Here is a 16947-nt window from a genome sequence, read left to right on the forward strand (position 1 = left end):
CGCATCGTGCGGACGGGCGTTCGGCGCCCGCTGCGCACGGCTCGGCGTGGCGAAAGGGTGAGTGATGCTTTCCTGTCACAGCGGTGACAAAATGGTATGCAAAGGTATCACTGCGGTATTGACGCCGTCTCCCGGATAGGAAAACTTGTCTGACGTAAAGAGGCTCCATGGTAGCGAGCCTCGGTGAGAGGCAAGGCTATGATTGGGAAGAATGGGGTTTCGCTCGTGGCGCTGGCAGGCAGCCTGGCGATGGTGAGCGCACCCGCGCTGGCACAGACCACCACGACCGACGATACCAATATCGGACAATCTCCGCAGGAAGCCGCCGCCAAGGCCGCGACCGCCGCGGGCGAGACGCCGCCGGCTGCGCAGCCGGGTGGCGATATCGTCGTGACGGGCACGCGCATCGTTCGCCCCAACGTCACCGCCGCCGCGCCGATCACCTCGGTCACCTCCGCCGATATCCGCGCGCAGGCCGCGGTGAACGTCGAGGACGTGCTGAACCGCCTGCCGCAGGTCGCGCCGGACGCGCAGCAGACCTATAACGATTCCGACGGGCGCCAGCGCATCAAGCTGCGCAGCCTGGGCTTCGAGCGCACGCTGGTGCTGATCGACGGCAAGCGCCTGGGCACGCAGAACGGCCAGGACACGGGCATCATCCCGACAACGCTGCTGGAGCGCGTCGACGTGCTGACCGGCGGTGCGTCGTCGGTCTATGGATCGGACGCGGTTGCGGGCGTGGTCAACTTCGTCCTGAAGAAGGATTTCGAAGGGCTGCAGCTCGACGCCAATTACAATTTCTACAATCACAACAACAAGGACACGGTCGTGTCGCCGCTGGCGCGTGCGGCGGGCTTCCCGTCGCCGCGCGGCTGGACCAACGACGGCGGCCGGGCCGACCTGACGCTGACCGCAGGCCATGGCTTCTTCGACGACAAGGTCCATGTCAGCGGCTTCGTCAATTACAAGAACACCGACGAGATCGCGCTGACCTCGCGCTCGAACGCCGGCTGTTACCTGACGCAGCTGCAGCTCAACGGCCCGCTGTCGTGCGGCCTGACGCCGAGCAGCTCGACGAGCGGCCTCATCACGCCGCAGTCGGGCCCGAATGCGGGCGCGCAGCTGGTCAACAACCCCAATGGCACGCGCACCTTCGTGCCGTTCGGCGCGGGCCAGGGCAATGCGTCCAACTATTTCAGCGGCTATGCCTATCAGCGTCCCAGCGAGCGCGTGAACGCCGGCGGCTTCGTGACCGCCGAGCTGGCACCGGAGGCGGAGCTCTACGCGTCGGGCCTGTGGTTCCGCGACAAGTCGTACACCAACTATCCGACGATCGCGAGCGGCACGGTCAACGTGTCCTGCGCCAACCCCTTCCTGTCAGCCAGCCAAGCGACCGCGATCGGTTGCGGCGTCGCGGGTGCGACCAGCGTGCCGGTCAGCCTCGCCTATCGCCTGGGCGAGATGAACGACCGCCCCGACACGTTCGTCAACACCGGCGTGCGCCTGACCGGCGGCGTGCGCGGCAAGGTGGGCGATGCGTGGACCTATGACGTCGGCGGCGTCTATGCGCGCAATCATCAGGATTACATCCCGAGCTTCCGCACCCCTGGCAATCTGCAGAATGCGGTAAACGTCGGCGGCACCGCGGCGAACCCGGTCTGCGCGAGCGGCGCGGCAGGCTGCGTGCCCTTCGACATCTTCAGCGCGGGCAACACCAATCCGGCGCTGATCAACTATCTGTTCACGACCGGCACGTCGCAGACGACGGGGACGTTGTACGACGTGCTCGCCAACGTCAGCGGCGACCTGGGCAAATACGGCATCACCTCACCGTTCGCCGAACAGGGCGTGGCGATCGCGCTGGGCACGGAATATCGCAAGGACACGCTGAAATCGACCGCCGACGCCAGCTATCGCAGCGCGCTGGGCGGCACCGACAGCTATCTCAGCCAGGACGTGTGGGAAGCCAACGCCGAAGTGCAGGTGCCGCTGATCGAGCACAAGCCGTTCGTCGAGCTGGCGCAGGTCAACGGCGGCTATCGCCTGTCGAAGTACAGCAGCAATCCATCGACCTTCAACACCTGGAAGATCGAGGGCATCTATGCGCCGGTGAAGGACATCACCTTCCGCGCCTCGTTCAACAAGGCGCAGCGTGCGCCGACGGTGGTCGAAATCCGGCAGGCGACGAACATCGACTTCGCCGCCGGCGGTGCGGGCACGTTCAACGACTTCTGCGCGCCGACGCCGATCCCCGGCCCCAATGGCGTGACCTATGGCGCGCCGCTCGCCTCGCGTGAGGTGTGCCGTGCGACCGGCCTGTCCGACGCGCTGTATGGCAGCACCAGCCTGTTGTGCAGCAACGGCACGACGCCGAACGGCACCGCGGCCTGCACCGTCCGCTCGGGCGGCTTCACCGCCGATCCGGAGACGGCCTATACCCAGACCTATGGCCTGGTGCTGAAGCCGCGGTTCGTGCGCGGCCTGGTGTTCTCGGTCGACCGGTATCGGATCAAGATCGACAACTCGCTGGGTTACAACGATTACAGCTATTACACCGATGGCTGTCTGCGCTCGGGCGGCGACCAGTTCTTCTGCCAGGGCATCGTTCGCAACGCGAACGGCACGTTGTTCTCGAACGCGGCGAATAACCCGACGACGGGCTTCATCCGTCAGGGCACCAGCAACTATTACACCTCGATCGCGCGTGGCTATGACTTCCAGGCGCAATATCCGATGGAGCTGGGCAGCGCGGGCCGCATCGACTGGAGCTTCAATGGCTCGCTGACCACCTTCGCCGGGGGCCAGGATTCGCCGGTGCAGCCCGAGCGCAACTGCGCGGGCTATTACGGCAACGGCTGCGGCCAGCTGATCCCGAAGTGGAGCCACGGCCTGCGCGCGACCTATACGACCGAAGGGCGCGGCTTCAGTGCATCGTTCAACTGGCGCTATGTGGGGTCGCTGACCAACGCCGACAATTCGGGCGATCCCGCGATCGGCGGCACGGCGGCGCGTGCACGGACGAGCTATTACCGGGTCGCCCCGGCCAATTACTTCGACCTCGCGCTCAACTTCGCGATCGCCAAGCAGTTCTCGCTGCGCCTGATCGCGAACAACCTGCTCGACAAGGCGGCGCCGATCGTGCCGGATTCGTACAATATCAGCCTGGCCCGCGGGAACACGATCCCGCAGCGCTATGACTCGCTGGGTCGCAACATCGCGATCGGGACGACGATCAACTTCTGATCGGTGCGTTCGGTATGAGAAAAGGCCCGTCGGAGCGATCCGGCGGGCCTTTTTTTTGTCACGCTACCCCCCTTCTTCGTCATTCCCGCGAAGGCGGGAATCCATAACCTCGGACGTTTCGGCTGGAGGCGCGAGGAAAGCGTGTCTGGATTCCCGCCTTCGCGGGAATGACGGAGGGGGTGTGGGGGTGGGTGTGGGCGTGGGTGTCGAGCGCGCGCCTTATCGTGCCAGTTCGCGCCAGCCGATGTCGCGGCGGCAGAAGCCGTCGGCGAAGTCGATCGCGTCTACGCCGCGATAGGCCGCGTCGCGGGCGGCGCGGATGTCGGGGCCGGTGGCGGTGACGGCGAGGACGCGGCCACCGGACGCTGCCAGCGTATCGCCGGACTGCTTCGTGCCCGCCTGGAAGACGATTGCGCCGGTCGCTTCCGCCGCATCGATGCCGCGGATCGCGCCGCCGGCCTTGGGCGTGCCGGGATAGCCCGCCGCGGCGAGGACGACGGTCATCGCGATGTCGTCCGACAAGGCGATGTCGCCGAGCATCGCGAGCCGGCCTTCGGCGGTGGCGAGCATCACCGCGAGCAGATCGCCTTGGAAGCGCATCATCAGCACCTGGCATTCGGGGTCGCCGAAGCGGGCGTTATATTCGATGAGCTTCGGCCCCGTCCGGGTCAGCATCAACCCGGCGTAGAGGACGCCGCTGAACGGCATGCCTTCCTCCCGCATCGCCTTGACGGTGGGCGCGACGATCTCGGCGATCGCACGCTCCTCCAGGTCGGGAGTGAGGACGGGGGCGGGGCTGTAGGCGCCCATGCCGCCGGTGTTGGGGCCGGTATCGCCCTCGCCGACGCGCTTGTGATCCTGCGCGCTGCCGAACGGGAGGAGCGCGGTGCCGTCGGTCAGGACGAACAGGCTGGCCTCTTCGCCCTCCAGGAATTCCTCGAGCACGACGGGGGCGTCACCCTGCGCGAACATCGCGTCGAACGCCTGCGCCGCCTCTGCCTCGCTGGTCGCGATCACCACGCCCTTGCCCGCGGCGAGGCCGTCCGCCTTGATGACGACGGGATAGCCGAAGGTCGCGGCGAGGGCGGCCTCCGCCTCGGTGCGCGAGGTCACGCGGACATAGCCGGCGGTCGGGATGTCGGCGCGGCGGCACAGATCCTTGGTGAAACCCTTCGACCCTTCCAGCTGCGCGGCGGCCTTGTCGGGGCCGAAGACGGGGACGCCTGCGGTGCGCAAACTGTCTGCAAGCCCATCGACCAGCGGCGCTTCGGGGCCGATCACGACCAGGCCAATCGCTTGCGCCCGCACGAAATCGATCACCGCGGCGTGATCCGTCGCGTCGAGGGCGACGCACGTCGCATGCTGCGCGATGCCGGGGTTGCCTGGCGCGGCATAGAGCGTATCGAGGGTCGGCGATTGCGCCAGTTTCCACGCCAATGCGTGTTCGCGGCCGCCTGAGCCCAGCAGCAGGACGTTCATGCCAGAGTTCCTATCCGATACCGATGATGCCCGGCTGCTAGCCGAGGAGCGCCCCGGCGACAACGCGCTCGCGCTGTCGGTGGGCGAGCTGAGCTTCAAGCTGAAGCGGATGGTGGAGGGCGAGTTCGGCCACGTCCGGCTGCGCGGCGAGATTTCGGGCTACAAGCGGGCCGCCTCGGGCCACGTCTACCTAGCGCTGAAGGACGATGCCGCGGTGATCGACGGCGTGATGTGGAAGGGGCAGGTGAACGCGCTCGCCTTTGCGCCGCAGGACGGGATCGAGGTGATCGCGACCGGCAAGCTGACCACCTATCCCGGCCGGTCGAAATACCAGATCGTCATCGAGCGGATGGAGCTTGCCGGCGCGGGTGCGCTGATGGCGCTGTTCGAGAAATTGAAGGCCAAGCTGGCGGGCGAGGGGCTGTTCGATCGCGAGCGCAAGGTGGGCCTGCCCTATCTGCCGCGCACGATCGGGGTGGTGACGTCGCCGACCGGCGCGGTGATCCGCGACATCCTGCACCGGCTGGAGGATCGCTGCCCCAGCCATGTCATCGTCTGGCCGGTGAAGGTGCAGGGGCAGGGTGCTGCGGAAGAAGTGGCGGCGGCGGTGCGCGGCTTCGATGCGATCCCCGCCTATGGCCCGGTGCCGCGACCCGATCTCGTCATCGTCGCGCGCGGCGGCGGCTCGATCGAGGATCTGTGGGCGTTCAACGAGGAAGTGGTGGTGCGCGCGGTCGCGGACTGCACGATCCCGATCATCTCGGCTGTGGGACATGAGACCGACACGACGCTCTGCGATTTCGCCGCCGACCTGCGCGCGCCGACGCCGACTGCGGCCGCCGAGCTGGCGGTGCCGGTGCTCGCCGACCTGCGCTACACGATCCAGAGCCATGGCAGCCGGACGCAGCGGTGCGCCAACCGCTATGTCGAGCGCGGGCGCGAGCGGCTGGCCGCGCTCGCCCGGCTGCTGCCGAAGCGCGAGGCGCTGCTGGGGCCGCAGCGGCAGCGCGCCGACGACGCCGGGCAGCGACTGGACCGGGGGCTGGAGCGGCGGGTGACGCTGGCGCGCGGCAGTCTCGATCGATCGGCGGGGGCGCTGCGGCCGGCGGTGCTGGAGCGACAGGTGGAGCGCGGGCGCGAGCGGCTGGCGGCGACGTGGCGGCTGGTACAGTCGCTCAACCCCGATGCGGTGCTGGACCGTGGCTATGCACGGGTGACGGCGCGCGACGGCACGACGCTGTCCTCGGCGGCGGCGGTGCGCGTGGCGGGGGCGGTGACGCTGCGCTTCCGCGACGACAGCGTCGATGCGGTGGTGGGCGATGAGGCGCCGGCGCCTGCGCCCGCCCCCGTATCCCCCAAGGTTGAGCGCCTCAAGGTTGAGCGCAAGGCGGCGCGCGCCTATGTCGCCCCCACGCCCGACCAGCCGACGTTATTGTGACGGCTGGGCTCTGATACGGACACAAGACATGCTCGTTTCCAATTCCGACCGGCCCGCGCGGCTGCACTATATGGCCAATGGCTTTCGCGTGCTGGCGCCCGGCGACCATGTCACCTGCGCGGTGAGCGGGGCACGCGTGCCGATCGACCTGTTGCGCTATTGGAGCGTCGCCAAGCAGGAAGCCTATGCGACGGCCGCGATCGCCAGCGAGGCGATGCGCCCGCAATGAGGCGTGCCGGCGGGCGAGGCGGCCTGTTGCTCGCGCTGATCCTTGGTGGGGCGGCACCCGGCGTGGCGCAGCAGGCGCCGATCGTGCGCGGCGCTGGACCCTTGCCGGCCGGCGCGTCCGCGCTGCGGCTGGAGGGGACACCGATGCAGGGCGCGCTGGTACGCGGCCATGCCCGCCCCGGCACGCGGCTAACGCTGGATGGGCATGACGTGCCGGTCGCAGCGGACGGCACGTTCGTCCTCGGCTTCGATCGGGATGCACCCGCCACAATGCGGGTCGCCGAGCATTTTACGGGCCCCGCCGGCACCCCGCTGGTCGTGACCACGGCGCTGACCGTCGCGCCGCGCGCGTGGCGGATCGAGCGGCTCAACACTTTGCCCCGGTTTCCGGCGCCCGATCCGGTGATGGCGCAGCTGCGCCCGCCCGAACTCGCGCAGATCGCCGCGGCGCGCGCGATCGAGACCGACGCGCAGGGGTGGCGGCAGCGTTTCGTCTGGCCGGCGATCGGCCGCATTTCGGGCTGGTTCGGGTCGCAGCGCGTCTATCGCGGCGAGCCGGGCGCCTATCATTCGGGCACCGACGTGGCGCTGCCGGTGGGCGCGCCCGTCGTCGCGCCGGCGGACGGCGTCGTGATCCTGGCCGCGGATCATCCCTTCACTCTGGAGGGCAATCTGCTGATGATCGACCACGGCATGGGGCTGAACAGCGCCTTCCTGCACCTGTCGCGCATCGACGTGGCCGTGGGCGATCACGTCCGCCAGGGGCAGGTGATCGGCGCGGTCGGCAAGACCGGGCGCGCGACCGGTCCCCATCTCCACTGGAGCCTGCGCTGGCGCGATGCGCGCCTCGACCCGATGCTCGTCGCGGGGGCGATGCCGGCCAAGTAAGCCGGCTTTTTTGACGATCGAATGAAGACGCGCGCGCTCGCAGGGCGCGCGGCCGCGGAACCGCGTGCCGCACAGGCAGGGCATAGTAGATGTCCTATCCTTTTCGACTAGACGATAGAGACGGGTGACGGTTTGGGAGGGCCCAAACCAGGTCATTAGGTCAGCATACGTCCAATTTGCCCCGTCGAGCAGAGACAGGCTTTGCAGGCCGGACGATGTGGGTGTTCCGCCACACCCGGCGACATAAATCTATGATAAAAAGCCGTTTCGGAACAAATTAGCCGGTCGGTGAACTAAGATGCCTGTCAGCGCGTTCTGCCCGTTACCGGGCAGAATTCCCGATCCGGCCTGCCATACAGGGCAGGCATTGTGTCATTTCGGCGACACCGGCGCGCAAAGATGAGCCGCGGATGAATGACGGCTTTACACCCTAAATACGTGAACGCATTCCTGTCCCATGTCCTTTGGAAGCCGAATGCGGCTTGAGGGGGCTTGGCCATGCCTGGAACCGGCACCGTCACAACGGGCCGGCCATCCGGGTCAAGCGAGGGAAGACGATGACCACGATGTACCGCTTTACGCGAAAGGCGGCCCTGCTCGCCGCCGCGACGCCGTTCGTGCTGCTGTCCGCCGGCGTTGCCGCGGCGCAGACCACCCCGGCTCCGCAGCCGACCACCGATTCGTCGGATCAGACCGCAGCCGCCGCACCGCAGACCCCAGCCCAGCCGCAGGAAGCGTCGACCGGCAACGACATCGTCGTCACCGGCTCGATCATCCGCGGCGCCGATGCCGGCCCGTCGCCGGTCAGCACGATCACGACCGAGAACCTCGACGTGCGCGGCATCAACACCGTGCAGGCGGGCATCCAGGCGCTGTCGTCGAACAACGGCCCGGCGCTGACCAACTCGTTCACCGCCAATGGCGCATTCGCTTCGGGTGCGTCGTCGGTGTCGCTGCGCGGCCTGTCGACCAACTCGACGCTGGTGCTGTTCGACGGCCTGCGCGCCGCTTACTATCCGCTGTCGGATGACGGTTCGCGCAACTTCGTCGACCTCAACACCATCCCGGACGACATCGTCGAGCGCGTCGACGTGCTGCGCGACGGCGCCTCGTCCAGCTATGGCGCGGACGCGATCGCGGGCGTGGTCAACATCATCACCAAGCGTTCGTTCCAGGGCATCGCCGGCCGCGTCGAAGCGGGCATTGCGGAGCGTGGCTATAACGCCAACCAGCGCCTGTCGCTGACCGCCGGCACCGGCGATCTCGATGAGAAGGGCTATAACGCCTATATCAGCGGCTTCTATTATCGCAGCGAAGGCGTGAAGGCGTCGTCGCTGCCGGCGCCGTATAACACGAGCGACGAGCGCAGCCTGTGCAGCAACCGCACCGGGACCACGGTGTGCGGTCCGAACAACATCGCCAACAGCGTCGGCCCAAACGGCACGCTGCCCGGCTTCTCGATCGGCACCGGCAACTTCTACGTCCGTCCGGCCGATGCGACCAACACGACCGCGTTGGGCCGCTATCAGTTCCTGAACCCGGCGCTGGGCTGCGTCGTCGGTACGCCCTACAACCTGACCGCGACCGACCTCGCCAACAACCCGACCGCACCGGGCACCGTCTGCCAGGTCGACACCCAGAACCTGTACGGCAACGTGACCCCGGACATCGAACGCTTCGGCGGTTCGGCCAAGTTCACCGCCAAGGTCGGTGATACGTCGGAAGCCTATTTCCAGGTCAACTTCCAGCAGTCGACGTCGAGCTACACGGGCGTTCCGGCGACGATCCGCGCCAACGCTCCGGCGGGCATCCTCTTCCCGCAATATTCGACCTCGCAGGGCCCGACGCCGTCGATCGATCCGCGTTCGGCGATCCTGGCGCTGCCGGTCTACATCTGCCCGCGCGGTACGACCGCGGCCTGCACCGCGGCGAACGGCACGCTCAACCCGAACAACCCGTTCGCAGGGCTGGGCCAGGTGGCGCGCATCGTCGGCACGCTGGCCAATGAGCGTGAGTTCAACGAGACCCGCAGCCGCGTCTATCGCGCCGCGATGGGCATCAACGGCACCATCTTCGGCGACGTCGACTATCGCGTCGACGCGACCGCGATGCACACGGACCTGCGTCGTCGCACCGACGGCTACGTCTACATCCAGCACCTGCTCGATGTGATCAACGACGGCAGCTACAACTTCCTCAACCCCGGCCAGAACAGCCAGGCGGTGCGCGACTATCTGACGCCGCAGTTCATCAACAACAGCTCGTCGGATCTGTACCAGGCGCAGTTCACCCTGGGTAAGGCGCTGATGGCGCTGCCGGGTGGCGACCTGCGCGTGGCGCTCGGTGGCTCGATCTTCTACGAAGCGGTCGACGCCCCCAGCGGCAACCCGGACACCAACGGCCCGACGCAGCGCTATTTCCGCCTGAACGCCTTCGGCACCAGCGGCAACCGCACCGTCACCTCGGCCTTCGGCGAAATCAACGCGCCGATCCTCGACCAGCTGACGCTGAACGCATCGGGTCGCTACGACCATTATTCGACCGGTCAGAGCGCGTTCTCGCCGAAGTTCGGCGCGATCTTCAACCCGATCCGTCAGGTCACCGTGCGCGGCACCTATTCGCGCGGCTTCCGCATCCCCTCGTTCGGCGAGGCGAACGCCCTGCCGACGACGGGTTACGTGACGCAGCAGCTGTCGAGCATTCCGGCGGCGTTCCTGGCGCAGTACACCAATCGCGGTTCGACCACGCCGTGCTCGGCTGCGGCACCGACCGCCTGCTCGTCGTACATCACGGCCTATTCGATCGGTCAGACCACGCTGGCATCGCCGAACCTGCAGCCTGAAAAGTCGCGCAGCTTCACCGCCGGCATCAAGTTCGAGCCGATCCGCAGCCTGTCGTTCACGGTCGATTACTACAACATCCGCAAGACCGGCGCGATCACCACGCCGGATCTGTCGCCGGCGATCGCGGCCTATTATGCTGGCACGGCGATCCCCGCCGGGTTCGACGTCATCGCCGACGCGGTGGACGTCAACAACCCGACCGCCAAGCCCAAGATCGCGTTCGTCCGCTCGCAGCTGATCAACGCGCAGACGATCAAGTCGGAAGGCATCGATTTCGGCGCCAACGGCTTCGTCAACTTCGGCAACGTGAAGTGGACCACGGCGCTGAACGCCAGCCTCATCCTGGAGCTGAGCACCACCGTCGACGGCGTGCGCCAGACCTATGTCGACACGCTCGGCAACTTCAACCTGACGGCCGGTTCGGGCACGTTCGAGTGGAAGGGCAACTGGGCCAACACGTTCGACTTCGGCGATTTCGCGCTGACCGGCACCGTCAACTACACGTCGGGTTACGACCTGTCGGCGATGGACCAGGGCGACGCGTACAAGGACTGCGGTCAGGCACCGGCCTATTTCGGCTGCCGCGTGAAGAGCTACATCACGGCGGATGCGAACGCGACGTTCCGGGTGAACGACAAGTTCTCGTTCTATGTGAACGTGCTGAACGTCTTCAACCGCCTGCCTCCGATCGATCCGGTCACGTACGGCGCGTATCTGTACAACGCCGTCCAGGGCGGCGACGGCATCTTCGGCCGTCAGTATCGCGCGGGCGTGAAGTTCGGCTTCTAAACGCCGCTACCCTGCCCCTCTGCGGAGGGGTGGCGACTCAAGGACGGGGCGGCTCTGCAGGGCCGCCCCTTTTTTTTGTCAGCGGTGACGCCCAATCAGGGTGAACTAGTCGACGATCGCAAAGCGCGAAGCTGCTTGGGCTTTAGAGCGGGCGCCGTGCATCTGGGATGCAAGTGAAGGAAACTAGGCTTGCCCATAAAAAAGGCGGCCTTCGAACCGAAGGCCGCCTTAGTACTTTAGTCGGTGTTAGATCAGAATTTGATGGTGGCGCCGGCGTAGAACATGCGCCCATAGAGGTCGTAAGTATCTGCCACGGTCTGCGTGCCAGGCCACGTTACGGGATTCGTATCCCCGAACATCGGCGGCTTCTTGTCGAACAAGTTGTTCACGCCGACATATAGTTCCATCTTCCGGCCCTCGCCCACTGCAATCTTGCCCTGGACGTTATGATACCAGTAGGCGGGGATCGGAGTGATGACCGTCGTGCTGCCATCCAGGTTGTCCTTCAACGGACCAAGATAGTCGACACGATAATTCAGCTGGTAGCGTTCCGTGCCCAGCGTGAAATTGCCGGTAACCCTGTCCTTGAACCCCGAGCCGAGGCGACCGCAGCTGTAGCAGTTTGCTTGGCCGAGTTCGTTTTGCACCGGACCGCCCGGGAAAGGAGTCTGCTGCTGATCGAAGCGGTGGTTATAAAGCACGTCGATATCCAATCGCGTCCCACCGAGCGGGATCGAATAGCGACCTTCGACGTCAAGACCTGAAACAAGGTAGGACCCCGTATTCAAGTTCAATGCGTTTACGCGGGTGATGAAGCCGTTCGCATCGCGGATGACGTTGTTACAGAATAGCGGCTGGCCACCGGTGAAGCATTGCGAAACCGAAACCTGCTGGCCGATGATCCCAATCGCGTTCTTTACCTTGATGCGATAATAATCGACCGTCAGGCTGAAATTGCGGATCATAGTCGGCGTGATGACGGCGCCCGCGGTGATCGTGTCGGCGGTTTCCTGCTTCAGGTTGCGATTACCACCTAGCAGCCCGTCAATCGTTTGGATCTGAGACGTGCTGTACTGGAAGCTGCCGCGCGATGCGACGGTCGCTGCAATGCCCGGGATCGCAGAGCAACCTGCGGGTAGCGGCACGGTCTTTGCCCCATCGCCGTTGCCCTGTGCCTGATCACAGGGATCGTTTACGGCAGGGAACGTCTGGCTGAGCGATGCGAACAATTCGCCGATATTCGGCGCGCGCGTGGCGCGGGCGAAGACGCCGCGGAAGCGGATGTCAGCGGTCGGCGCATAGGTCGCACCGGCCTTGAAACTCCACACTCCACCAATGGTGGAATAATCCGCATAACGCGCTGCCCCCTCTATTCCGAGGTAATGGAGGCCCGGACGGTCTTCGACGATCGGTGCGACGACCTCGACGAAGCCTTCCTTAACGTTGAATTGGCCTTGGGTGTTCGTGATTTGATTGCCCGACGACAACCCGGCCTGCGTGAACGGATCGAAGACCTCAGAGCTTTTCTCGTGGCGATATTCACCGCCGAAGGCCACGGCAACCGGGCCGCCCCACAAGGAGAACAGGTTGCCGCTGATGCTACCGGAGACGACGTCTTGGTTGACCTTCGCCAGGTAATCGAACGTCACGTTCGAGCCGTTCTTCAGTTGGACGACGTTACCATCGACCAACGTCACGTTGGTGGTCGGGCCGGTATAAGTCTGCAAGAAGCGAGACGCGGCGGCGCTGGCGGTATTATACCCGAAAATGTTGATGGGAACGCAGCCCGCGGCCCGCGCTGCGGCATTCGAACAGCGAACCTGACCGTCCGGCCCGATTTCGTTGCTCAGTGCGGCGCCATAGTTCGGCGTATAGATAGCCTGTGCCGTCGTGTGGTCACGGCTTTGCGAGTGTTCGTAATACAGATCGTACGACCACTTGCCGCTGCCGCCGATATCGCCCTTTACGCCCAATACGCCGCGGTAGAAATCGCGATCGTTCTGATTGCTACGGCTGAAGATGTCGTTCGAACGGCGACGGAACTGGATCACGTTGGTGCCGTTCGCAATGGCCGCGGCACGGACCGCCGCCGGAACGTAAGGGCTGGTGATCGGAATGCCGGCATAGGCCGAACCGTCGAAGTTCAGCGCAGCACCAGGGCCGCTATTCGCAATTGCAGACGGTTCGAGCGATGCGTTGGAATTGGTGTGAACGTATTCGCCCTCGGCATAAACCTTGAACGCATCCGAGAAGTCGTAGTTGCCCAGGAAGGTCCCTTGCAGTCGTTCAACCGGCACCGACAGCAAGCGGTCGCCATTGCGGTTGTAGCCATCAATATTGGCGCCCTGATAGCCCTTCAGCGCGTTGTTGCCATCGAAGGTGAAGGTTCGACCGGTCGCCGGAGAGAAGGTCGTCTGGGTAGCCGGATTGCTGACATCGAAGAGCCCCTGCGCTGCGTAGGAGCTGCGGTTTGGTACGTCCTTGGCCGAAAAACTGCGGTTGCGAGACGGTAGCCCATGGTCGTTGTCGTAGCTGAAATTCGCAGCGACATGGCCGCGATCATCGGCAAAACCATGACCGGCGGTGATCGATACGTATTGGCGCGGTGCATCGCCCTTGTCCGAGATGGTGTTCTGCGCACGGACGCGCAGCCCCTCGAACTTACGGTTGAGGACAAAGTTTACGACGCCGGCGACGGCTTCCGATCCGTAGACGGCGGAGGCACCGCCAGTGACGACCTCGACGCGTTCGATCAGGTCGGTCGGGATATTGTTGACGTCGACAGCGGACGAACCCGCGATACCGAGCGATCTGCGCCCATCGATCAGCACAAGGGTGCGCGACGCGCCCAGGTTGCGCAGATTGACGGTGGCCACGCCGTTGCCGGTGTTCGAAAAGTTCGAGCTGGTGCGACTGACGTTCTGGCCCACCGCAGGCAGGGTGGCCAGAACATCCTGGATATTCGACGCGCCGGTATCCTGAATCCTCTCGGCGCCAATGGTTACGACCGGCACCGATGCCTGTAGGTCGGGTCGCGCGATGCGGGATCCGGTAACGACGATATCCGTAGATGCTGCGGCGGTTTGGTCTGGCTGTGCTCCTGCGGTTTGTCCGGTGGTTTGCGAGGCAACTGCCCCGCCGGTCTCCTGAGCAACAGCCGGCATGGCATAGGCCGTGCCTGCCAGAATCGTCGTCACCAGGAAAATGTTACGCGACCGTTTAATCACTGTGTTCCCCTCTTGTGGCCAATGCCATGATCGCCTTCGCAATCGCAGCATGATCCGCCGAGGGTTGCAGGCCAGCAACCCCATCGCAAATGACAGAGCTGTCACATCGAAAGATTGCTGGCCGAGTGTATCAATTTTGTTACAGACGTTGTTGCCAATTCGATTGGGGAATTTCGCGGTCGCGGCCGACTAATCTACTGTCACTATTAGCTTTCCATCTCCCTCATCCACCTTCACCGTCGACCCGTCCTTCACCTCGCCGCGGAGGATCGCTTCGGCGAGGGGGTCCTGGAGGTGGCGTTGGACCGCACGGCGTAGGGGTCTTGCGCCGTAGACGGGGTCGTAGCCGACTCGGCCGAGCCATTCGCGGGCCGCATCGGTGAGTTCCAGCGTGATCTTGCGATCTGCCAGAAGTTTCGCGACGCGGGCGACCTGGATGTCGACGATCGGGCCCATGTGGCCTTGCCCCAGGCGGTGGAAGAGGATGATCTCGTCCAGCCGGTTGAGGAATTCCGGGCGGAAGTGGGCGCGGACGATGTCCATCACCTGCGGTTCGACGCTGTCGACCGACTGGCCGTCCTCGAGGTTCGCCAGATACTGGCTGCCGAGGTTGGACGTCAGGATGATGATCGTGTTGCTGAAGTCGACGGTGCGGCCCTGGCCATCGGTCAGGCGGCCGTCGTCGAGGACTTGCAACAGCACGTTGAAGACGTCGCCGTGCGCCTTTTCCACCTCGTCGAACAGCACGACCTGATAGGGCCGGCGCCGCACCGCTTCGGTCAGCACGCCGCCTTCCTCATAGCCGACGTAGCCGGGAGGCGCGCCGATCAGGCGGGCGACGGCGTGCTTCTCCATGAATTCGCTCATGTCGATGCGCACCATCGCGGCAGGATCGTCGAACAGGAATTCCGCGAGCGCCTTGGTCAGCTCGGTCTTGCCGACGCCCGTCGGCCCGAGGAACAGGAAGCTGCCCAGCGGCCGGTTCGGGTCCTGCAGACCCGCGCGGGCACGGCGGACGGCGGTGGCGACGGCGCGCACCGCATCGGACTGGCCGATGACGCGGGCGCCGAGCACCTCCTCCATCTTGAGCAGCTTTTCGCGTTCGCCCTCCAGCATGCGGTCGACGGGCACGCCGGTCCAGCGGCTGACGACGCCGGCGATGTCGTCGGCGGTCACTTCCTCGCGCAGCATCGCGCCCTGCGTTGCGCCCTGAGCCTCGGCGAGCTGCTTTTCGAGCGCGGGGATGCGGCCGTAGGACAGCTCGCCCGCCTTGGCGAGGTCGCCGCCGCGCTGCGCCTGTTCCAGTTCGAGCCGGGCGGCGTCGAGCTGTTCCTTGAGCTTGGCTTCGCCGGCGATCTTGTCCTTTTCCGCCTGCCAGCGCGTGGTCAGTTCGGCCGATTGCTGTTCGAGATTGGCGAGTTCGCCCTCCAGCGTTTCGAGGCGATCGACGCTGGCCGCGTCGGTTTCGCGGCGCAGGCCCTCGCGCTCGATCTTCAGGCGCAGGATGCGGCGGTCGAGGCTTTCGATCTCCTCGGGCTTCGATTCCACCTCCATGCGGATGCGGCTCGCCGCTTCGTCCATCAGGTCGATCGCCTTGTCGGGAAGGAAGCGGTCGGTGATGTAGCGGTTGGACAGTGTCGCTGCCGACACGAGCGCGCCATCGGTGATCCGCACCCCGTGGTGCATCTCATATTTGTCCTTCAGGCCGCGCAGGATGCTGATCGTATCCTCGACCGTCGGTTCGCCGACGAACACGGGCTGGAAGCGGCGCTGGAGCGCGGGGTCTTTCTCGACATATTTGCGATATTCGTCGAGCGTGGTCGCGCCGACGCAATGCAGTTCGCCGCGGGCGAGCGCGGGCTTGAGCAGATTGCCGGCGTCCATCGCACCGTCGGATTTGCCGGCGCCGATCAGCTGGTGCATCTCGTCGATGAACAGGATGATGTCGCCCTCGGCGCCCTTCACCTCGTCGATGACGCCCTTCAGCCGCTCCTCGAACTCGCCGCGATATTTTGCGCCCGCGATCAGCGCGCCCATGTCGAGCGCCATCAGCGTCTTGTCCTTGAGGCCATCGGGCACGTCGCCATTGGCGATGCGCAGCGCGAGGCCCTCGACGATCGCGGTCTTGCCGACGCCGGGTTCGCCGATGAGGACGGGATTGTTCTTAGTACGGCGCGCGAGGACCTGGATCGTACGGCGGATTTCCTCGTCGCGGCCGATCACGGGGTCGAGCTTGCCGTCGCGCGCCGCCTGCGTCAGGTCGCGCGCGAACTTCTTGAGGGCGTCGTAGCGGTCTTCGGCGCTGGCGGTGTCGGCGGTGCGGCCGCCGCGCAGGTCGTTGATCGCGGCGTTCAGCCCTTCGGCGGTGACGCCGGCGGTCTTGAGCGCCTTACCAGCGGCGGTGGTCTGGGCGAGCGCGAGGGCGAGCAGCAGCCGTTCGACGGTGACGTAGCTGTCACCGGCTTTCTGCGCGACCTGTTCGGCCGAATCGAGGACGCGGACGGTGTCGTTGTCGAGACCGGGCGTCTGTTGCGCGCCCGAGCCGCTGACCGCGGGAATCTTCGCGAGCGCGGCGTCGGTGTCCGCGGTGGCGCGGCGCGCGTCGCCGCCGGCCGCCTGGATCAGTCCGGCGGCCATGCCCTGCTCGTCTTCGAGCAGCGCCTTCAACAGGTGTTCGGGCGCAATCCGCTGATGATTCATACGGATCGCGACGGTTTGCGCCGATTGCAGAAAGCCCTTGGCGCGGTCGGTAAACTTTTCGAGGTTCATCACTTACCCCTTCCTAACTGGGCAGGAATGTAGTGTTGCCTTT

At 65.5% G+C, this 16947-nt stretch carries 8 protein-coding genes; 5 read left to right on the forward strand and 3 right to left on the reverse strand.

The annotated features are described in order from the left end of the window. Positions 1-198 precede the first annotated feature (198 nt). Positions 199-3243 (forward strand): TonB-dependent receptor domain-containing protein, encoded by a 3045-nt coding sequence (locus SPHME3_RS0105105; RefSeq protein ID WP_017980353.1) that lies wholly within the window; start codon positions 199-201, stop codon positions 3241-3243. A 219-nt stretch (positions 3244-3462) separates the two neighbouring features. On the opposite strand, the gene purD is transcribed toward SPHME3_RS0105105, so the two are convergent. Continuing rightward, positions 3463-4722, reverse strand: coding sequence for a phosphoribosylamine--glycine ligase (purD, locus tag SPHME3_RS0105110; RefSeq protein ID WP_017980352.1), 1260 nt, complete (start codon positions 4720-4722; stop codon positions 3463-3465). Here purD and xseA point away from each other — a divergent pair. The 4 genes from xseA to SPHME3_RS0105130 all read left to right on the forward strand — a co-directional run bounded on the left by xseA (position 4721) and on the right by SPHME3_RS0105130 (position 10908). Further along, the gene (gene xseA / locus SPHME3_RS0105115) at positions 4721-6160 is read left to right on the forward strand and encodes an exodeoxyribonuclease VII large subunit (protein WP_017980351.1); all 1440 of its coding nucleotides are present in this window, start codon (positions 4721-4723) and stop codon (positions 6158-6160) included. The two genes, purD and xseA, sit on opposite strands and share 2 nt — an antisense overlap. A gap of 28 nt (positions 6161-6188) precedes the next feature. Beyond that, positions 6189-6389 (forward strand): DUF2093 domain-containing protein, encoded by a 201-nt coding sequence (locus tag SPHME3_RS0105120; protein WP_017980350.1) that lies wholly within the window; start codon positions 6189-6191, stop codon positions 6387-6389. Then, positions 6386-7276: a M23 family metallopeptidase gene (locus SPHME3_RS0105125; RefSeq protein WP_017980349.1), complete on the forward strand. Its 891-nt coding sequence runs from the start codon at positions 6386-6388 to the stop codon at positions 7274-7276. Before SPHME3_RS0105120 ends, SPHME3_RS0105125 begins: the two co-directional genes overlap by 4 nt. Positions 7277-7833: 557 nt before the next feature. Then, on the forward strand, positions 7834-10908 hold the full coding sequence (locus SPHME3_RS0105130; RefSeq protein WP_017980348.1) for a TonB-dependent receptor domain-containing protein: 3075 nt from the start codon (positions 7834-7836) through the stop codon (positions 10906-10908). Positions 10909-11159: 251 nt separating this feature from the next. Here SPHME3_RS0105130 and SPHME3_RS0105135 read toward each other — a convergent pair whose 3' ends face one another. Beyond that, a complete protein-coding gene (locus SPHME3_RS0105135) occupies positions 11160-14135 on the reverse strand; it encodes a TonB-dependent receptor domain-containing protein (RefSeq protein ID WP_231376743.1) in 2976 nt (991 codons plus the stop codon). A gap of 189 nt (positions 14136-14324) precedes the next feature. After that, entirely contained in the window at positions 14325-16904 is a 2580-nt protein-coding gene (gene clpB, locus SPHME3_RS0105140; RefSeq protein WP_017980346.1) for an ATP-dependent chaperone ClpB, read from the reverse strand. Positions 16905-16947: the final 43 nt, after the last annotated feature.

This window comes from Sphingomonas melonis DAPP-PG 224, assembly GCF_000379045.1.
GTDB classification, from domain to species: domain Bacteria; phylum Pseudomonadota; class Alphaproteobacteria; order Sphingomonadales; family Sphingomonadaceae; genus Sphingomonas; species Sphingomonas aquatilis.